Origin of the sequence: Pseudomonas frederiksbergensis (assembly GCF_001874645.1) — a bacterium.
Lineage (GTDB): Bacteria > Pseudomonadota > Gammaproteobacteria > Pseudomonadales > Pseudomonadaceae > Aquipseudomonas > Aquipseudomonas frederiksbergensis_B.
In genome coordinates this window covers 3331829-3351039 of record NZ_CP017886.1, presented here as the reverse complement: position 1 = coordinate 3351039, position 19211 = coordinate 3331829, and the positions used below count along the sequence as shown (strand labels likewise).

Below are 19211 nucleotides of genomic sequence, written 5' to 3'. Positions count from 1 at the left end.
CTGTGGTGAGATCGTCTGCGATCGTTCCCACGCAGACGGTTCGACGTGGGAACGATCAAATTCGGGTCTTCACATCCCATGCTGCTTGAGCAGTTGCTCATAGCTGCCATCCGCCTTCATCGCTGCAATTTCGCGGTCGAAACCGGCGACAATCTTTTCATGGTCGGGGTTCTTCAGGCTGACCAGAATATGCAGGCTGTTTTCGCTCAGAGGATTGGGCAGGAACTCCACGGCATTGCGCACCCTGGATGATTCGCGCGCCAGGTAATAGCGGGCGACGTATTCATCTTCCAGGGTCAGCTTCACCCGGTCAGCAGCGAGCATGCGCACCGCCATGGCGAAGTTGTGCACTTGGACTTTCTGCAAGGCCACGTCACTGTCAAACGCAGGCGAATAGGCATAGCCGCGCACCACGGCAATCGGATAAGTGTGCAGTTGCTGCAAATTGTTGTATTCGATCGGCGTGTCTTTACGCTTGATGAAACGTATCCGGTTGAGCAGATACTCGCTGGAAAACTGCCCGATGTGGGTGCGTTCTTCGTTGTACCAGGCATTGACCAGCACGTCGTAACGCCCTTCGCCCACCCCCAGCAAGGCCCTGGCCCAAGGCACCTGCTCGAAATCACTGGCATAACCCGCCCGCGCCAGCGCGGTACTGACGATGTCTGTCGCCAGCCCGCCATTGACCAGCGTGGCATCGGTAAATGGTGGCCAGACATCGGCCACCAGCCGCAGTTTTTCTGCTGTGGCGGTCTGGCTCAGCAACAGCAATCCAATCAAAGCAACGGCTAGATGCAATCGCGGCATGCTAAAAAATCCTTAGCGGGCGGACAGCCCAGCGTGTTTTTAGCCAAAAACTCGAAGGCCGGTGTGCCGAATCGCAGCCACAACCCCGGCCCTAACAGTAGTTCATTGAAGCCAGAACCAACTGCTAAAAATCAGATTACACAAAGAAGACAACGCCGCGAGAAATGAATGATGGCATTACGGCCTTTGTCACAGATATTTATGCCGCAAGACATCCCGCGACGGGACGCTTAGTATCGGAGCGACGTTGTTCAAGGAATGTGAAGATGACAATTGATTGGGTCTGCAAACACCACAGCGATCTGGGTAAAGAGCAGCTATACGCCATTTTGCAGTTGCGCACTGAGGTGTTCGTCGTTGAACAGAAATGCGCCTATCAGGAAGTCGATGGGCTGGACCTGGACGGCGACACCTGCCATTTGATGGCCTGGGACGGTGATCGGCTGGTGGCTTACCTGCGTTTGCTCGACCCGATTTCACAGGGCGGTGACGTGGTCATCGGCCGAGTGGTGATTGCACCTCATGCACGGGGCCAGGGCCTGGGTCATGAACTGATGGAGCACGCACTCAAACAGGCCGAGAAGTATTGGCCAGACCTACCGATCTATCTGTCGGCCCAGGCGCATTTGCAGGGGTATTACGGGCGCTACGGGTTTGTCGTGGTGGGCGAGGAATATCTGGAAGATGACATTCCGCATATCGGGATGCGCCGTCCCTAGTGATCGTTCCCACGCAGAGTGAGGGAACGATCAACACAGGAGCGTGGGAACGATCAGGTTTCAGGGGTATTCCAGCACTGCTTTGATCTGCTGCAAATGCTGCTCGATCCAGCGTGGATCAATCGCTCCCCACTCGCGAATCCGATAGCGCCCGGCATGGTTGCGCGCGCCCTCTTCCTGCTCGAATTCACACACAATATCCAAATCCGCCAACGCGGCGATAGTGTCCTGGGCAGTACGCCGCGGCATACCGGTGACCTCAGTCAGCGCCGGGACGCTGCTGGCCAGCCCGCTGTCGATCAGGTACGCCACGTACAACCGACGGTAGAAGCTGCTCTTGGTCTTGCTCACGTCCGCTCCTTTATTATTTTAGAAGATCGCAGCCTTCGGCAGCTCCTACACGCATGCCTATGTAGGAGCTGCCGTAGGCTGCGATCTTTTGATCTGTTATTGCATATCCCGCCACGTCAGGTACACCCGCAAGTCGAACTCCAGCTGGTGATACCCCGGCAGCATATGCTCGCACAGCTTATAGAAAGCCTTGTTGTGATCGGACTCTTTGAAATGCGCCAACTCGTGCACCACGATCATTTTCAGGAACTGCGGTGCGGCGTCCTTGAACAACGACGCAATGCGAATTTCTTTCTTGGCCTTGAGCTTGCCGCCCTGCACCCGCGAGATTGCGGTGTGCAGGCCGAGGGCACGGTGGGTCAGGTCGAGGCGGTTGTCGAACAGCACTTTGTCGATGGCCGGCGCATTGCGCAGGTATTCCTGTTTCAACTCCAGCGTGTAGCTGTACAGCGCCTTGTCATTCTGCACCGCGTGTTTGTCCGGGTAACGTTGGCTCAGGTAGTCGCCCAGCCGATCCTGATCGATCAACTGGCGCACTTGCTCTTGCAAGGCAGCGGGATAAGCCTGGAGGTACTTGAGCGCGGTCATGGGCCAACAACAGAGAGACGAAAGGCCGCCAGTGTAGCGAATTCAGACGGTCAGCGCGCTCCAGTCAAACGGCTGCGCAAAGCCACCGGCGTCGTCGGCCATCAGCGGCCTGGCCACCAGGAAACCTTGCACATACTGGCACCCGTTGGCCTCAAGCCATTGATACTGCGCAACGGTCTCCACACCTTCGGCGATCACCAACATCCCGAATTGCTTGCACAACTCGATGACACTGCGAGCCAGCGCCGCATCCCGGGGCGAGTCCGGTATCCGGGCAATCAGGTGCCGGTCGAGCTTGAGCGTGTCCAACTCCAGATCGCGTAAATGGGCCAACGAGCACACCCCCGAACCAAAGTCATCCAACGCCACCCGCACCCCGAGGTTACGCAACAGACGCAGCTGTTTGCGAGACTCATCAACATTTTGTATCAAGGCGTCTTCGGTGATTTCAACTTCCAGCTGCGAAGGCTGCAACTCATGGCGCTCCAGCACCTGACGCAACTCGGTGACCAGGTTCGTCATGCCGAACTGAGTGCTGCTCAAGCTCACACCGAGCACCAGATCCTCGGCAAACAGGATTTCCCAGGCCTTTCGCTGCCGGGCGCCGCGATGGTAAATCCAGCTGCCGAGACGACTGATCAGCCGCGCCTCTTCCAGCAGCGGCAAAAACAGCCCCGGCGGCACATCGCCGACACTCGGATGCTGCCAGCGCAGCAACGCTTCAAACCCGCGAATGCGACCGTCGGCAATTGCCACCTGGGGTTGATACACCAGGTTGAAATCCTTGTTTTCGATGGCCGTGCGCACGCTTTCTTCAAGCATCAGCCGCGAGCGCGCGCGACCGTTCATTTCATGGTCGTAGAAGCGATACTGCTGACGCCCTGCGCGCTTGGCCTCGTACATCGCGATGTCTGAGGCGCGCAACAAGCCGTCAAGGTTGGAACCACAATCGGGATAGGTCGCAATGCCGATGCTCGCACCGAGCACCACATCCAGCCCTTCAATTTGCTGACAGATCGAGATTCGCTCGATGAGCTTCTCGGCAATCTTCGCTGCTTGCTCGGGAAACTCCAGATCGAGCAACGCTGTGAACTCATCACCGCCCATGCGCGCCAGAATATCGAACGGCCGCAGGCAGGCTTTCAACTGCTCGGACACCCAACGCAGCACCCGGTCACCCGCATCGTGGCCCAGGGAATCGTTGACCCGTTTGAAGCCATCAAGGTCCAGGTACAACAAGACCCACGTACCGTCGGAACGCTCACCCCGCAGCAGCAGGTTTTCGACAGTCTGGTAGAAACCACGGCGATTGAGCAGCCCGGTCAGCGGGTCTGTGACGGCCTGGAACTCCAGCTGTTGATGCAGATGGCGCACCACTGACATGTCGAGTACGGTCACCACCATGGCCTGCTGTTCGGACGGCAATGGCGCACAGGACAGCGCCACCGGCACTTGCTGACCAGGCGCGGTGCGCAGGATTGCATCGTGCACGCGCCAGGTCTCACCCCGTTGATAACCGGCATAAATATCAGAGTCGACCCACACCGGCACATGCGGTTTTTGCAGGAAGTCCACAAACTCCGCACCTTGTAATTCGCTCACTGTCGCATTGAGCAGACGAGACATGGCCGGGTTGGCGAAGCGGATCACGCCGTCATCGCCCACCACCAATATCCCTTCGGCGGCGTTATCCAGCACCGAAGCATTGAAGGCGCGCGCGGTTTCCAGATCATGGCTCAACCGCTGCAAGGCCCGGCGATTGCGCTGGTGTTCAAGCAGGGCCTGGACTTTGGGTTTGAGGATTTGCGGATCAAACGGTTTGAACAGGTAATCCACCGCGCCACTGGCATAGCCCTTGATCACCGCATCCTGAGACTGTTCATTGGCGGTCAGGAAAATGATCGGGGTCAAACACGTACGCTGGCTACCGCGCATCAAACGCGCCACTTCAAAACCGTCCATCCCTGGCATCTGCACATCGAGCAGCACCAGGTCGATTTCATGTTCGAGTAACAGACTCAAGGCCTCAAAGCCGGAAGCCGCGGTCATCACCTGCCAGTCCTGGCGCTGTAACAACGCACGCATGCTGATCAGGTTTTCAGGGTAATCATCCACGATTAGAAGAACTGAGCTGCCTTCACCTGGCTTGGGTTGCGCGCATTCCATGCTGCTTCTCTTGTTGTGACGTCAGGCCGGTACCGTCGAAAAAAAACGGTCAATTACTGCAACTTCACTCTAGACCGGGATCTGCAAAAGCAGTAGGTGTCATCGCGCCATCACCGAGCCAAAGCCTCAGACTCCGACTAACGGTCAGCTCCAGAGGCACCGAGAACGGGAAAGGCAGTAATTCGACAGAGCGTTGACGCCAATCATTCGCCGTACGGGCTGCGCGTCGACCGTTGAAAAGATCGCAGCCTTCGGCAGCTCCTACAGGGATCATCTCAATCCGTAGGAGCTGCCGAAGGCGGCGATCTGTTGCTTCACACGACGTAAAACAGGATCGCCACGAAGTGCAGCAAACTGCCGGCGATGACGAACAGGTGCCAGATGCCGTGGGCGTGGCGCAGTCGACTGTCGAGGGCGAAGAAGATGATCCCGACGGTATAAAACACCCCGCCCGCCGCCAGCCAGGCGAAACCGACGGTGCCCAACGCCGCCAGCAGCGGCTTGACCGCCACCAGCACGATCCAGCCCATCACCGCGTAGATCACGATCGACAAAATCCGCGCCTCGGAGCGCGGTTTGATCTCTTGCAGCATGCCGATCACCGCCAGTCCCCAGACGATCCCAAACAGCGTCCAGCCCCACGGTCCACGCAGGGTCACCAGACAAAACGGCGTGTAACTGCCGGCAATCAGCAGGTAGATCGACAGGTGATCGACCTTCTGCATGATCACCTTCGCCCGCCCGCGCACGCTGTGATAAATCGTCGAAACGCTGTACAGCACCAACAAGGTAAACCCGTAAATCGCCACACTGACGATCTTCCAGGGGCTGCCGTCCAGGCTGGCAATCACCAGCAACCAGACCGCCCCGACGCACGCCGCAATCGCCCCGAACAAATGGCTCCAGGCGTTGAATCTCTCTCCGTGATACATGTGTCTCCAACCTCAAAATCACTGCAACATCGCGCAAGGCTCAGGCTTGTAGCGTGAAAGCGCAATGTTTCAAATCAAATGTCAGCGCTATTGTTGGATCGTTCCCACGCTGCGTGGGAACGATCATCATCAACTCACTGCGGAACCAACCCCGCCCCCACCAACAACTCTTCCAGCGCCAGCATATCCGGGACCTTTGCCACGTGTTCGGCGACCTGTACCGCGGCGTGCTCCAGCGAGCACAGCGGCACGTCGACGTAGCTCAACTGGCTGTCGAGTTTGTAGGAGCGTGGAATCCCTTGCACCAGCAAGGCGATGAATTTGAGGTGCGGGCGTCCGCCGAGGGCGTTGAGGACGACGATACGTGCACGGTCGCCGATCACGGTATTGTTTCCGCAGGCCGATTCGAAGCTCAACAGTGGGATTTGCCGGTCACGCCAGGTCACCAGGCCCAGATACCAGGGCGGCGAATCGAGGTCAAAGGCACCGGGCTGATAGTCAATCAACTCGGCGACGGCGACATTGGGCAGGATCAGGTTGCGATCGGCCAGGGGCAGCAGCAACCCGGTAAGGTTGCTGGTACGGTGCTCAAGCATGGGTTTTGCTCCACAAGGCGATGCTTTCGAGCAACACCGATTCCTGGTACGGCTTGCCAAGGTAGTCGTTGACGCCGATAGCCATCGCCCGGTCGCGGTGTTTCTGGCCGGTGCGCGAGGTGATCATGATGATCGGCAGGTGCTGCAAACGTGGATCATTGCGCACCTGCATGGCCACTTCAAAACCATCCATGCGTGGCATTTCAATGTCCAGCAGCATCAGGTCGGGCATGTGTTCTTCGAGCAACAGCATGGCGTCGACACCGTCCTTGGCGGTCAGCACGTTCATGCCGTGGCGTTCGAGCAGGCGACTGGTGACCTTGCGCACGGTGACCGAGTCGTCGACCACCAGGACCAGCATCGAACGCTGCGGCTCGGTCTCCGTGGCCGGCTCCTGAATAACGCGCTGCGGCGACACATGCGTCTGCATGGCGCGGATATGCGTCAGCAGGTCGAGAATCAGCACCACCCGACCATCGCCAAGAATGGTCGCGCCGGACAATCCCTGCACCGCCGCGAACTGCGGGCCGAGACTTTTCACCACGATTTCCCGGGTACCGGTCGTCGCATCGACCTGTACCGCGATGCGTCGCTCGTTGCACTGCACCAGCAACACTGGCAACGGCAGGCTCTGGCCCAGCAGTTTCGGGCGGACGCTGGTCTTCAGCAGTTCGCCGAGGTAGCACAGTTCATAACGTTGCCCGGCGTATTCGTACAACGGCGGATCGAGCTGGTAATAGCCGTCCAGCTCAAAGGGCAGCACGCACACGATACCTTCGATGGTGTTCAGCGGGATCGCGTATTGATCCTCGGCACACTGCACCATCAACGCCCGGTTGACCGACACGGTGAACGGCAGCCGAATGCGGAAGTGCACGCCCTGTCCCCGTGTCGAGTCGATGACCATCGAGCCACCGAGTTGCCGCACTTCTTCATGAACCACGTCCATGCCGACGCCACGCCCGGAGATCTGGGTGATTTTCTCGGCAGTGGAAAACCCCGGCTGCAGAATGAACTGCAACACGTCGCGATCGCTCATGTCACTGTTGGGGTCGAGCAAGCCGCGCTTGATCGCCTTGCGCCGCACCGCGTCCAGCGGCACGCCGGCACCGTCGTCGCGGATGTCGAAAATGATGTCGCCGCCCTCACGGGACAGGTCCAGGGTGATTCGGCCCTGCTCGGGTTTGCCGGCCGCACGGCGTGCTTCGGCAGACTCCAGACCATGGTCGACAGCATTGCGCAGCATGTGTTCGAGCGGCGCCGCCATGCGCTCCAGTACATTGCGGTCCATCTCGCCTTCAGCGTTCCCGACCATGAACTCGACGTCCTTGCCCAACTCGCTGGAGACCTGACGAACGATACGCTTCAAGCGCGGCAGCATCCGCTCGAATGGCACCATGCGTGTGCGCATCAGGCCTTCTTGCAGCTCGGTGTTAATCCGACCTTGTTGTTGCAGCAGGTTCTCTGCGTCGTGGTTGCGTCGATCGAGGGTTTCCTTGAGGTCGAGCAAGTCGGAGGCCGACTCGAACAATGCCCGCGACAACTGCTGCAACTGCGAGTGACGATCCATTTCCAGCGGATCGAACTCTTCGTAGCCCAAACGTTCGGCCTCAACCTGCTGCCGGCTGAGAATCCGCCCCTGGGTTTCGGTGTCGAGCCGGCGTAGCTGATCGCGCATGCGCTCGATGGTGGTTTCCATCTCGCTCAGGGCGACCTGCGCATCGTTGACTTGCTGCTCGATGCGACCCCGGAAGATCGAGGTTTCGCCGGCCAGGTTGACCAGATCGTCAAGCAGCTCGGCCGACACCTTGACCATATCGGCGCCAGCATCAGGTTGCAGCGCTGCGGCCTCAGGCTTACCCACCGGTGCGACTTCAATCACCGGAGCCGGCGTCGGGGCCTTGTCAGCCGTTGGGTGAGTGAAGGCCTTGATCGCTTCGATCAGGCTATCAGCCGGGAGCACCGGCTGGCCGGCGCGGGTCGCATCGAGCATCTGCGCCAACCGGTCATGGCTGCGTTGCAACAGATCGAACAGCGCCGGCGTGGCGTGCAGCACGCCAGTCGACAACCCTTCGTAAAGAAACTCCAGCTCATGGGCCAAGTCGCCAATCGGGGCGATTTCAACCATCCGCGCACCACCCTTGAGGGTGTGCAGGTCGCGCAGCAGGGTTTCCATTTCCTGACGGCTCTGCGGGTCCGCCTGCCAGCGCGACAGCGCCGCACCCGAGCTGTCGATGATGTCGAAACCTTCCTCGAGGAAGATCTCCAGCAGTTCTGGATCGTTGCTCGCCGAATCATTCTCGGTCGCCACTTCGACCCCTTCGGCCGTGCTGCCAGCGCGTTGTCGAAACTGCTGAATTGCCTCGATCAGCACACTCGGATCGCTCAGCGGCTGATGGTTTTGCAACTGTCCGAGCATTACCGCGAGGCGGTCGTGGCTTTGTTGCAGCAATATCCCAAGCGCTTGCGAATGACTGAAGCGCCGGTCGACCAGACCTTCATAAAGACTTTCAAGTTCGTGGCCCAGATCGCCGACCGGTCCAACCTCGGCCATCCGCGCCCCCCCTTGAGGGTATGCAAGTCGCGCTGCAACGACGGCAGCGGCGCGGCGTTCTCTGGGTCATTGAGCCAACGCTGCAAGGCCTGTCCGGCGCTTTCGAGGATATCCACCGCTTCTTCGAGAAAGATCGAAACGATTTCATCGTCAATCGTCAACGCCTGCGCCTGTGTCTGCGCCAACTCGGTAGTGGCGCTGCCCAGTTCGGTGATGCTTAGGGTGCGACTGCCATCACTGCGAATCAGGCCCATGGCCGACGGATCAAGGCCTTCGTTGAGCAGGTCACGCAGAGCGCGCACCCGCGCTGGCTGCGAGCCGACTTCCTGGCCGGCAGCCAGTTCGTCGAGCATGTTGATCAGCGCTTCGTGAGCACATTGTGCTTCGTGGAAGAACCGTTCGTTGACCGCCAGACTGCTTTCCTCCACCGCACCATAGAGGTCGAGCAAGGCTTCACACAACTCATCCACCGGGTGCAAGTCGGCCAGGTGCGCGTTTTCCCCCAGGGTCGTCAGTTCATCCAGCAGCGCACTGAGCTCCTGGCGCTCGCCGGGGTGCTGCTGCCAGCGCCGCAACAGGCTTTCGGCGTCCAGCAGAATGTCCATGCCCTGCTCGAGGAAGTTGTTGATCAATTGCGGATCACGCTTGATCCGCAGTCCCGTGTTCGGCGTATTGAGGATGGCGTCCAGGCGCTCGGCAAGCAGCGCCTGAGTGCGTTCGATCAAGTCTTCGGCGCCGCTGATGGGGGTCAGCGGATCACTGTTCAGTTGCTTCAAGCCACGACGCAACAGGTCGCCGGCTTCGAGCAGCAGTTCGACTTCGTCCAGGTCCAGCGCAATCTGGTGCGCCTTGTACTCGCGGGCCAGGTGGTCGAGCGGCGCCGCCAGTTCGGCAATCGGCAACACACCCGCCATCGAAGCACTGCCCTTGAGGGTATGCAGTGCGCGCTGCAATTCATCGCTGGCCTGTAACGGCAGGTGTTCAGCGGCCTGATCGAGAAAACGGTTGAGGCTGCCGAGGTGGGTTTCAGCTTCGTTGCGGAAGATTTCCAGCAACTGTGGATCGAGTGCCGCGATAGCCTGCTGCGCCGCGTCCGGCAAGGTTTCATCGCCCTTTGCCAGCGCATGGGCGCGAGCGGCCAGGCGGTCGACATCTTCGCGCTGACGTTGGGTGTTGCCGGCGAACTCGGCGATCAGTTCAGGGAGCAGTTGCAGCACATCATCCAGCAGTTGATGAACCTTTTGACCCGGTTCAACACTGCGCTCCAGCACCCGGTTGAGCAGATTCTCCAGCGCCCATGCCAGCTCGCCCAGCACCAGTGCGCGAACCATTCGTCCGCTGCCTTTCAAGGTGTGGAAAGCGCGGCGCAACTCGCTCAGGACAGAGGCGCTGTCGGGGCTGGCCGCCCAGCGCGGCAAGTATTCACGGAGGATTTCAAGGACTTCTTCGGTCTCCTCGAGAAAGACTTCTCGCAACTCATCATCCACCGGTTCTTCATCGGCCGGTGGCGGCAGCAGACTGCCCGGCGTGATCAGCGCGGGCGGGTTGACGGCGCAGGTCGGGCTGGCCAACACCTCTGCCAGCGACGGGGCGATCTGCGGGTTGTCCAGCGCCGGCAAATCCTGCATCACGAATGCCAAGCCTGGGCTCAGCACGCCTTCGAGCACCGGTACAGACACATCGCCGGGGAAGTAACCCAGTGCTGCCAGGCTTTGCTCGGCCACATCGAGGATCTTTTCGCCGGGCGCCTCGGGGTCTTCGCTCAAACGCTCCAGGTAATACTCGATGCTGGTAATGGCGTCGGCCAACGTGTCGAGTTGCGGCCAATCGGGACGTGTCTGGTCCATCAGCAGATGCTCGCGAATGAAACCGTTGCAGGCCTCCAGCAAGCTCGCTGCACGGCTCAACGGAATCATCGCCAACGCGCCACGCACCTGGGTCAGCACCGCCGGAAGCGGCTGCAAGGCTTGACGATCCCAATCGCTGTCGATGTAGTCGACGATCATGTCCTTGGCCTGTTGCAGGCAGATTCGCGCTTCCTTGATGACAATCTGGTGGATCTGCGTCAGGTCGGTGGTCGGCAACCGGCTCTCTTCGCGGTTTTCCTCAACGGTGCCGACCATTCCAGCCAGTGTCGCCTCGACGTAAAGCAGGGCACCGGCGACATCCATCAGGATCGCGTCGTTCGGCTCGCGTTGGCCTTGGGCAAGGCTCAGGACCACCGCCAATTGATCGATGATCACCTTGCGCGGTTGACCGAAGCCGAGCACCGCCAGGGTGTCGGCGATTTGCCGCAGCGGCGCCAGCAGGCTGTCGAGGTCCGAGACATGTTGACGGTCGCTGCGCACGAACAGGTCGAGGCGCTCCTTGACCCGCACCAGTTCTTCGCAGAGCGCGGCCAGCACCGAACGCATCGCGTCGCGATCCGGGCCGGCCAGACGGGCGCGCTCTTCATCGACCATTGCACTGTCGGGCAACGCGTCGTCCAGCGCATAACGCTCTTTCATGGCTTGCATCTGCGCAGTGGGATGGTGTGCCTTGGCAATGTAGAACAGCAGGCTTTTGAGCAGCTCAGGCGGTGCCGGCTGATTGATTTGCGACATGCCGTGTTCAAGCAGGCGCCTGAGCTCCTTGTCAGCGTCCTTGAACAGGCTACGCAGCGCCGGACTGTTGGCGATACTGCCACTGAGCATGCCTTCGACCAGCGCCGAAGCAACTTGCCACAACGGCCCCAATGGCGCGCCGTCGCACAGCGCTTCGAGGTGTGCAAAGACCTTGGCCAGATAGCCGAGATGGGTTGTGTCGTCCTGTTCGCGAAGCAACCCTACCAACCCCATCTGCAACATTTGCCGCAATTTGCGCAGCACATTCGGCAGCTCGGCGGGCTCAAGCATCGTCAAGGTGTCTTCGTCCAACGCGGGCAGCACCTGCCACTGTGGGCTGAACAGACTGGTTTCCGACAACAGGCTTTCGCCACGGGCGCTGCGCAGGTCGTTGATCAGCGGCAAGACCACCAACGGCAAGTCACGGCGGGCGCTGTGCACGCGATCGAGGTAAATCGGCAGTTGGCCGAGGGCTTGTTGCAGCAGGCGAATGGCTTCATCGCGGTGGCTGACGCGGTTTTGCTGCAACGCCGTCGCGAGCTGCTCCATCTCTTCGGCGAGCAACGCCGCGCCGTAGAATTCGACCATCTGCAAACTGCCGTGAACCTGATGAATCCCGGCCAGGCACTCCGCGATCGCGTGCGCCGTCAGCGGCTCTTCGACCCGGTTGTCGAGGGCCATGCTTTCAAGGGCAATAAACGCCTGCTTCAACGTTTCGGCAATTTCGCCCTTGACCCATTCGAGGGCCACATAGTCGTGCCGATCACCCATAACCACTCCCATCAAAATGCTTTTCCAGCTGGCATCGCTCAAGCCTTGTCGGCGCTGCGTTCAGGCACGGCCGGCAGGGTGAAACCAGACACCGAACGTCGCAGCTGGCTGGCCATCTTCGCCAGGTTTCCGATGCTCTCGGCGGTGGCCGTGGAGCCGGACGAGGTCTGCGTGGTGATCTGCTGGATCACGTTCATCGTCAAGGATATCTGCCCCGCCGAAGACGTCTGTTGCTGCGCTGCGTTGGAAATACTCTGGATCAACGCTGCGAGCGTTTTCGACACACCTTCGATTTCTTCCAGGGCCACTCCCGCATCCTGCGCCAGTCGCGCGCCGCGCACCACTTCGGTGGTGGTCTGCTCCATGGAAATCACCGCTTCATTGGTGTCAGTCTGGATCGCCCGCACCAGGGTTTCAATTTGCCGGGTGGCCGCCGACGAACGCTCCGCCAGCCGCTGGACTTCATCGGCAACCACGGCAAAACCGCGCCCGGCGTCACCGGCCATGGAGGCCTGGATCGCGGCGTTCAGCGCGAGAATATTGGTCTGGTCGGCAATGTCGTCGATCAGGCTGACGATGTCGCCAATTTCCTGGGACGACTCGCCCAGACGCTTGATCCGCTTGGCCGTGTCCTGGATCTGCTCGCGGATGTTGTCCATGCCGTGAATGGTGTTGTGCACCACCTCGTTGCCCTTGTTGGCGATTTCCACCGAGCGCTCGGCAACTGCGGACGACTCGGCAGCATTGGCCGAGACCTGATCGATGGACTGGGCCATTTCGTTGATCGCCGTCGAGGCTTCGGAAATCTGCTGCGCCTGATGCTCCGAGGCCTGGGCCAGGTGCATCGCGGTCGCCTGGGTTTCCTGCACCGCGGCAGCGACCTGGCCGGCGGTCAGGTTGATGGTCGCGACCAGATCGCGCAGTTGATCGACCGAGTAATTGATCGAGTCGGCGATGGTCCCGGTGAAGTCTTCGGTCACCGATGCCGTGACCGTCAAGTCGCCATCGGCGAGGTCTTCGATCTCGTCGAGCAACCGCATGATCGCATTCTGGTTACGTTCGTTCTTCTCGGCAGTTTCCCGCAACTGGCGATTGGTTTCACGGACCATCACCAGGCCAATCAGGATGATTGAAGTCAGGGCCAGCAAGCCCAGCACGTAACCGCCGATGGTATCGGTCGAACGCCCGCCCACCATGTTTTCGAAACCGTTGGCCAAGTGCGAAGCTTCATCGAGCAAGGTCTGCGACAAGTTGAAGATGTTGCCCGCCGACTCGCGGACCTTGAACAGTTCAGGCGAGGTTTCGAGAATCTCGTCGACCGAGCCCGAAACGAATTCGAACAGCTCGGCAATCTCGGTCAGACGGGCACGCGCGTCCTGGTCTTCGACCTGGCTGATCTTCAGGGACGGATTGCCCTGGAGCATGCCGTTGAGCACCTGGCCAAAGCGCGCTGCATCACGGCCAAAGGCATCGGCAGCCTGTTGGGCATTTTCGTCGCCGGCGAGCACTGTGTTGACCGCGCCGAGGATCCGCTCGGCCAGCAACGACTGGCGCTGAGCCATGGCGACCTGAGTAGCAGGCGCGCCGCGCTGAAGCAGGATTTCGACGACTTTTTCGTACTCGACCTGCAACTGCGGCACGGTCTCGGCCAGGGTCGCGGCGACCTGATGCAGCGACAGCACCGTCTGTTCACTGGAAAGAATCGCGTCGGTGTTTTTCAACAAACGCTCCCAGTCCAGTTGCACCGCTTGCATTTCCGGGCGTACCGCATGGGGTGCTGGCGGCAGACCGGTGGTCGGGTCACCTTTCTTCAAGTAACCCCAACGTTGGGCGAAGTCGTTGCGCGAATCACTCAACAGCTTGAACGCCGCCGCTTTGCCGGCCGCCGCTTCAGTGGCGTTTTTGGCGATACGCTGGGACAGTACGCGCAGCTCTCCGGCGTGACCAATGTACTGCTTGTCGTAGGAGGCCTGGGTATTGAGGTAAGCGAAGTTGGCGAACAGCAACACGATGAACACGATCAGCGCGATGAACAGCACAATGATCTGCGAGCGACTGCGCGACCCTTCCGTAGCCTTGCCTGTATTAGCTTTTATCATCGATCCTCGCCTAAAAGATCGCGATCCGTAGCAGCTGGCGAAGCCTGCGTCCGGCCGCGAAGCGGTCGTAAACCCTGCCGACCCTATCAACCTGACAGACTACGGTGCCTGGTTTTGCGAGTGCTGCGCACTCGAACGCAGCCTTCGGCAGCTGCTACAGGGGTAGTGCCAACCAGTCCGTCGTGTTTACACCGCCACATCCATGAACCGTGGTGACTGCGCCAAGGCAAACGGGCTGAAGACCTGCCAGCGTTGCTCGCGCTCGAACTGTCCCTTTATGAAAGCACCCGCCGGGCCGTCCTGCGCGTCCAGTGACGCCGGCTCGAAACTGGCCTGATCAAAGTGCTGCATGCCCAGCACCTCATCGACCATCAACCCGACAAACACCTCTTTATACTCAACGACCAATACGCGCCGCTGTTTGCGCAGCGCAGACAACTCAACCCCGAGGAAACCGCACAGATCCATGACCGGCAACAGTCGCCCGCGCAGGTTGGCCACGCCCCTGACCCACGGCTTGACCCCCGGCAGCTGAGTCAAACGCGGCTCGTGCAACACCTCGCTGACCTCGCCCATCGGCGCCACGTACCAGCGCTCGCCAAGGCGAAAGCCGATTCCGCTCCAGCCGTGGTTGCGGGTTTGCTGCGAAGGCAGATCCGCCGCCAGCAGACGGCAGCGCTGATCGATCTGCAGCAACAGTTCGAAGGCAGTCAGAGACTCGGCCATGGGTCGGCCGTCAACCCGCCAGCACGTTGTTCAGGGTCTTGATCAGGGTCTCTTCGTCGACCGGCTTGGTGAGGTAGTCCCTGGCGCCTTGGCGGGTGCCCCAGACCTTGTCGGTTTCCTGATCCTTGGTGGTGATGATGATCACCGGGATGTGCCCGGTTTCCGGGTCTTTGGTCAGTTGGCGGGTAGCCTGGAAACCATTGAGGCCGGGCATGACGATATCCATCAGCACCGCGTCGGGTTTTTCCTGACGGGCCAGTGCCACGCCGTCTGCGCCGTTTTCGGCTTTCAACACTTCGTGACCGTGCTTTTCCAGCATGCCGGTCAGTTTGTACATTTCGGTCGGCGAATCATCGACGATCAGAATACGTGCCATGGTCTTCCCCATTCTTATAGACGCCGGGCCCGTTGGCCGAGCGTCACTGTGCGTGTCCTACTGCGGCGAAACAACGGCAAAGCCCGGTACATGGGCCTGGATCGCGTTCAGCAGTTCTTCCTTGCTGAAAGGTTTGGTCAAAAACTGGTCAGAGCCGACGATGCGCCCCTTGGCCTTGTCGAACAACCCGTCCTTGGACGACAGCATAATCACTGGCGTGGACTTGAACGCACTGTTGTTCTTGATTAACGCGCAGGTCTGATAACCATCCAGACGCGGCATCATGATGTCGACAAAGATGATGCCGGGGTGATTGTCGGCAATCTTGGCCAGGGCATCGAAACCATCGATGGCGGTGATCACCTCACAGCCCACGTTCTTCAACAGCGTTTCGGCAGTGCGGCGAATCGTTTTCGAGTCGTCGATCACCATGACCTTCAAGGCGCTGGATTGCTGTTCCATATCTGCTCTACCGTCGCCTTTGCGAATCATTTTGTCCGTTCGCGGGTTACCGAGGGCTCGAAACCCTTGATACTCAAGGGCCAACAGCCTTTTTAGCACAGTCTCCAAATCCAATCTATCGAGCAACCTTCGAGGTGGTTTTTCCTTGACCGGGAACACACTCAGCGCCACTCTGACGCCACTTTTTCACGCCATTTTTTACCCCTGGAAAGGGGCCATCCAAATTTCGAGGAAACCCCAATGAGCATTCGCGTCGGGATTGTCATGGACCCTATTGCCAGCATTTCCTATAAAAAGGATAGCTCGCTGGCCATGCTGCTGGCGGCCCAGGCACGCGGCTGGACGTTGTTCTATATGGAACAGCGCGATCTGTACCAGGCCGAAGGTGAAGCCCGGGCGCGCATGCGTCCTTTGAAAGTCTTCGCCAACCCGGAAAAATGGTTTGAGCTGGAAGCCGAAACCGACGCACTGCTGAGCGATCTGGACGTGATCCTGATGCGCAAGGATCCACCGTTCGACATGGAATTCGTCTACTCCACCTACCTGCTGGAGCAAGCCGAGCGCGCGGGCGTGCTGGTGGTCAACAAGCCGCAGAGCCTGCGCGACTGCAATGAAAAACTGTTCGCCACGCTGTTTCCGCAGTGCACGCCGCCGACCATCGTCAGCCGTCGCCCGGACGTACTGCGTGAATTCGCCGACCACCACGGCGACGTGATACTCAAACCGCTGGACGGCATGGGCGGCGCGTCGATCTTCCGCCACACCAAAGGCCATCCGAACCTCTCGGTCATCCTCGAAACCCTGACGCTGCACGGCAAACAGCAAATCATGGCCCAGGGTTACCTGCCGGCGATCAAGGACGGCGACAAGCGCATCCTGATGATCGACGGCGAGCCGGTGGATTACTGCCTGGCGCGGATTCCGGCCGCGGGCGAAACCCGTGGCAACCTGGCGGCCGGCGGCCGTGGCGAAGCGCGCCCGCTGACCGACAAGGACCGCTGGATCGCCGCACAGGTCGGCCCGACCCTGCGTGAAAAGGGCTTGCTGTTCGTCGGCCTCGACGTGATCGGTGAACACCTGACCGAAATCAATGTCACCAGCCCGACCTGCATCCGCGAGATCGACAACGCTTTTGGCACGAACATCGGCGAAATGCTGATGGCTGCCATCGATCAGAAGCTTAAAGCCAGGTGATATAGAACAAACAAGCAAGTACCAACATTGCGTTATCATGCGCGGCCTGTGAAAAACGCGATGTTGGTTTTCTTGTCATGACACTTCCGTCCGATCTGCCTCCCGAACTCGCCCACCGTGGCGTGCGCCCGGCCGATCGCCTCGGCTTTACCCTGTTTCTCGCGGCACTGATTCACCTGGCCTTGCTGTTGGGCGTCGGGTTCACCTTTGTCGAACCCAAGCAGATCAGCAGAACCCTGGAAATCACCCTCGCCACCTTCAAAAGCGAAAAAAAGCCTGCAAAAGCCGACTTCCTCGCTCAGGAAAACCAGCAAGGCAGCGGCACCCTGGATAAAAAAGCGATCCCCAAGACCACCGAGGTCGCGCCCTTCCAGGACAACAAGGTTCAAAAAGTCTCGCCCCCTCCTTCGGTCAAACCTCAGGTAGAGGACGTTGCGCCGAAAGCCGCCGTGACCACCGTCGCACCCGCGCCAAAGAAAGCCGCGACCAGGAAACAAGAGGTCAAAGCCGAGCCGACGCCCAAGGCCGCGACTCCGACATTCGACAGCTCACAGCTGTCCAGCGACATCGCCAGCCTGGAAGCGGAACTTGCCAACGAACAACAGCTGTATGCCAAGCGCCCGCGCATCCACCGCCTGAGCGCCGCCTCGACCATGCGCGACAAGGGCGCCTGGTATAAGGACGACTGGCGTAAGAAGGTCGAGCGTATCGGCAACCTGAATTACCCGGAAGAAGCCCGGCGCAAGCAGATCTACGGCAACTTGCGGCTGATGGTCTCGATCAATCGCGACGGTTCGCTGTATGAGGTGCTGGTGCTGGAATCCTCCGGCCAACCGCTGCTGGATCAGGCGGCGCAGCGCATCGTCCGCCTGGCCGCACCGTTTGCACCGTTTACCGGCGATCTGTCGGATATCGACCGACTGGAAATCATCCGTACGTGGAAGTTTGCGCGCGGGGACAGACTCTCCAGTAATTAGAAGCTGCGCACGCTTTCGTAGCAGCTGGCGAAGCCTGCGTTCGGCTGCGAAGCAGTCGTAAAGGCCATACCTCATTTATTCAGGATGACCCCAATGGCCGGTTTTGCGAGGACTCCGTCCTCGAACGCAGGCTTCGCCAGCTGCTACGGGGTGTCGCGACAACCATTTCCTGCGCATCCCCAGCTTGTCAGTTTGCCCCTCCAACGCCACACTAGCGCCTATGAAGAACGTCATCCCCAGCTACCTCAAGCATCAATTCCTGATCGCCATGCCTCACATGGCCGACCCGAATTTTGCGCACACCTTGACCTACATCGTCGAGCACACGGCCAATGGTGCCATGGGGTTGGTCATCAACCGCCCGCAAGACCTGAGCCTGGCGGACATTCTCGAGCAATTGCGCCCCGACATCGAACCGCAGCCGCTGTGCCAGCACGTGCCGATTTTTACCGGTGGCCCGGTGCAGACTGATCGCGGTTTTGTCCTGCACCCGATCGGCTCGACGTATCAGGCAACCGTCGAACTGGATGGCCTGGCGCTGTCCACGTCCCAGGACGTGCTGTTTGCCATCGCGGATGGCGTTGGCCCGACCAAAAGCCTGATCGCCCTCGGTTACGCCGGCTGGGAAGCCGGGCAACTGGAGGCCGAACTGGCCGACAATGCCTGGCTGACCTGCCCGTTCGATGCCGACATCCTGTTCAACACCAGCAGCGAATTGCGCCTGGAAGCGGCCGCCAAGCGCCTGGGCATCAACCTCAGCCTGCTGACCAGCCAGGCGGGACACGCCTGATGGCCCTGCGTCTGATTCTGGGTTTTGACTACGGCACCAAACAGATCGGCGTGGCGGTCGGCCAGGTGATTACCGGCCAGGCTCGCGAGCTCTGCACCTTGAAGGCGCAAAACGGCATTCCTGACTGGAATCAGGTCGAAGCCCTGATCAAGGAATGGAAACCCGACGCTGTAGTGGTCGGTTTGCCGCTGAACATGGACGGCACGCCCAGTGATATGTGCTTGCGGGCCGAGAAATTCGCCCGCCGCCTGAATGGCCGCTACAACCTGCCCTTCTATACCCACGATGAACGCCTGACCACCTTTGAAGCCAAAGGCGAACGCCTGGTTCGTGGCGGGCAGAAAGGCAGTTACCGCGACAACCCGGTCGACGCCATCGCCGCCGCGCTGCTGCTGCAAGGCTGGCTCGATGAAAACACTGCACTGTTCGAATCCTGAAGAGGCGCCGCAGCGTCTCTCTTAGCTACAACCCGAGCCGCACTGTGCACGCAGCGTGCTCGG

The 19211-nt window shown here is 59.9% G+C and carries 15 protein-coding genes and 2 pseudogenes; 5 read left to right on the top strand and 12 right to left on the bottom strand.

Going from position 1 to position 19211, the window contains the following annotated elements; genetic code table 11:
* Positions 1-69: 69 nt before the first annotated feature.
* Positions 70-807, bottom strand: coding sequence for a substrate-binding periplasmic protein (locus BLL42_RS16090; protein ID WP_071552988.1), 738 nt, complete (start codon positions 805-807; stop codon positions 70-72).
* A gap of 266 nt (positions 808-1073) precedes the next feature.
* On the opposite strand from BLL42_RS16090, the gene BLL42_RS16085 reads away from it, so the two are divergent.
* A complete protein-coding gene (locus tag BLL42_RS16085; protein ID WP_071552987.1) occupies positions 1074-1526 on the top strand; it encodes a GNAT family N-acetyltransferase in 453 nt (150 codons plus the stop codon).
* A 60-nt stretch (positions 1527-1586) separates the two neighbouring features.
* Here the strand turns inward: BLL42_RS16085 and BLL42_RS16080 are convergent, their stop codons facing one another.
* The 11 genes and pseudogenes from BLL42_RS16080 to pilG form a co-directional block, all read right to left on the bottom strand.
* A complete protein-coding gene (locus BLL42_RS16080; protein WP_071552986.1) occupies positions 1587-1877 on the bottom strand; it encodes a winged helix-turn-helix domain-containing protein in 291 nt (96 codons plus the stop codon).
* 96 nt (positions 1878-1973) lie between these two features.
* On the bottom strand, positions 1974-2465 hold the full coding sequence (locus tag BLL42_RS16075) for a M48 metallopeptidase family protein (RefSeq protein WP_071552985.1): 492 nt from the start codon (positions 2463-2465) through the stop codon (positions 1974-1976).
* A gap of 42 nt (positions 2466-2507) precedes the next feature.
* Entirely contained in the window at positions 2508-4631 is a 2124-nt protein-coding gene (locus BLL42_RS16070; protein ID WP_071552984.1) for a putative bifunctional diguanylate cyclase/phosphodiesterase, read from the bottom strand.
* A 314-nt stretch (positions 4632-4945) separates the two neighbouring features.
* Entirely contained in the window at positions 4946-5563 is a 618-nt protein-coding gene (trhA, locus tag BLL42_RS16065; RefSeq protein ID WP_071552983.1) for a PAQR family membrane homeostasis protein TrhA, read from the bottom strand.
* A gap of 134 nt (positions 5564-5697) precedes the next feature.
* Positions 5698-6159 (bottom strand): chemotaxis protein CheW, encoded by a 462-nt coding sequence (locus BLL42_RS16060; protein WP_071552982.1) that lies wholly within the window; start codon positions 6157-6159, stop codon positions 5698-5700.
* A pseudogene (locus BLL42_RS16055) lies at positions 6152-11577 on the bottom strand (hybrid sensor histidine kinase/response regulator); the annotation flags it as partial. The pseudogene BLL42_RS16055 and the gene BLL42_RS16060, both read right to left, overlap by 8 nt.
* A gap of 258 nt (positions 11578-11835) precedes the next feature.
* A pseudogene (locus BLL42_RS31075) lies at positions 11836-11997 on the bottom strand (Hpt domain-containing protein); the annotation flags it as partial.
* Between the two features lie 128 nt (positions 11998-12125).
* A complete protein-coding gene (locus BLL42_RS16050; protein ID WP_071552981.1) occupies positions 12126-14186 on the bottom strand; it encodes a methyl-accepting chemotaxis protein in 2061 nt (686 codons plus the stop codon).
* A gap of 186 nt (positions 14187-14372) precedes the next feature.
* Entirely contained in the window at positions 14373-14912 is a 540-nt protein-coding gene (locus BLL42_RS16045; protein ID WP_071552980.1) for a chemotaxis protein CheW, read from the bottom strand.
* A 10-nt stretch (positions 14913-14922) separates the two neighbouring features.
* Positions 14923-15288 carry a twitching motility response regulator PilH gene (pilH, locus tag BLL42_RS16040; RefSeq protein ID WP_071552979.1) on the bottom strand — a complete coding sequence of 122 codons (366 nt, stop codon included), beginning with the start codon at positions 15286-15288 and terminating at the stop codon, positions 14923-14925.
* A gap of 57 nt (positions 15289-15345) precedes the next feature.
* A complete protein-coding gene (gene pilG / locus BLL42_RS16035) occupies positions 15346-15750 on the bottom strand; it encodes a twitching motility response regulator PilG (protein ID WP_071552978.1) in 405 nt (134 codons plus the stop codon).
* Between the two features lie 240 nt (positions 15751-15990).
* Between pilG and gshB the strand changes: the two genes are divergently transcribed.
* From gshB to ruvX, 4 genes are all read left to right on the top strand, one after another.
* Positions 15991-16944 (top strand): glutathione synthase, encoded by a 954-nt coding sequence (gene gshB, locus BLL42_RS16030; protein WP_071552977.1) that lies wholly within the window; start codon positions 15991-15993, stop codon positions 16942-16944.
* Positions 16945-17021: 77 nt separating this feature from the next.
* Positions 17022-17921, top strand: coding sequence for an energy transducer TonB (locus tag BLL42_RS16025; RefSeq protein ID WP_071552976.1), 900 nt, complete (start codon positions 17022-17024; stop codon positions 17919-17921).
* Between the two features lie 220 nt (positions 17922-18141).
* Positions 18142-18711, top strand: a complete 570-nt coding sequence (locus BLL42_RS16020) for a YqgE/AlgH family protein (RefSeq protein WP_071552975.1) — start codon at positions 18142-18144, stop codon at positions 18709-18711.
* Entirely contained in the window at positions 18711-19148 is a 438-nt protein-coding gene (gene ruvX, locus BLL42_RS16015; protein WP_007897947.1) for a Holliday junction resolvase RuvX, read from the top strand. Before BLL42_RS16020 ends, ruvX begins: the two co-directional genes overlap by 1 nt.
* Positions 19149-19211: the final 63 nt, after the last annotated feature.

Coding starts and splice junctions, on each gene's coding strand:
- BLL42_RS16090 (WP_071552988.1), bottom strand. CDS start 807: ATGCCGCGATTGCATCTAGCCGTTGCTTTGATTGGATTGCTGTTGCTG.
- BLL42_RS16085 (WP_071552987.1), top strand. CDS start 1,074: ATGACAATTGATTGGGTCTGCAAACACCACAGCGATCTGGGTAAAGAG.
- BLL42_RS16075 (WP_071552985.1), bottom strand. CDS start 2,465: ATGACCGCGCTCAAGTACCTCCAGGCTTATCCCGCTGCCTTGCAAGAG.
- BLL42_RS16070 (WP_071552984.1), bottom strand. CDS start 4,631: ATGGAATGCGCGCAACCCAAGCCAGGTGAAGGCAGCTCAGTTCTTCTA.
- trhA (WP_071552983.1), bottom strand. CDS start 5,563: ATGTATCACGGAGAGAGATTCAACGCCTGGAGCCATTTGTTCGGGGCG.
- BLL42_RS16060 (WP_071552982.1), bottom strand. CDS start 6,159: ATGCTTGAGCACCGTACCAGCAACCTTACCGGGTTGCTGCTGCCCCTG.
- BLL42_RS16050 (WP_071552981.1), bottom strand. CDS start 14,186: ATGATAAAAGCTAATACAGGCAAGGCTACGGAAGGGTCGCGCAGTCGC.
- BLL42_RS16045 (WP_071552980.1), bottom strand. CDS start 14,912: ATGGCCGAGTCTCTGACTGCCTTCGAACTGTTGCTGCAGATCGATCAG.
- pilH (WP_071552979.1), bottom strand. CDS start 15,288: ATGGCACGTATTCTGATCGTCGATGATTCGCCGACCGAAATGTACAAA.
- pilG (WP_071552978.1), bottom strand. CDS start 15,750: ATGGAACAGCAATCCAGCGCCTTGAAGGTCATGGTGATCGACGACTCG.
- gshB (WP_071552977.1), top strand. CDS start 15,991: ATGAGCATTCGCGTCGGGATTGTCATGGACCCTATTGCCAGCATTTCC.
- BLL42_RS16025 (WP_071552976.1), top strand. CDS start 17,022: ATGACACTTCCGTCCGATCTGCCTCCCGAACTCGCCCACCGTGGCGTG.
- BLL42_RS16020 (WP_071552975.1), top strand. CDS start 18,142: ATGAAGAACGTCATCCCCAGCTACCTCAAGCATCAATTCCTGATCGCC.
- ruvX (WP_007897947.1), top strand. CDS start 18,711: ATGGCCCTGCGTCTGATTCTGGGTTTTGACTACGGCACCAAACAGATC.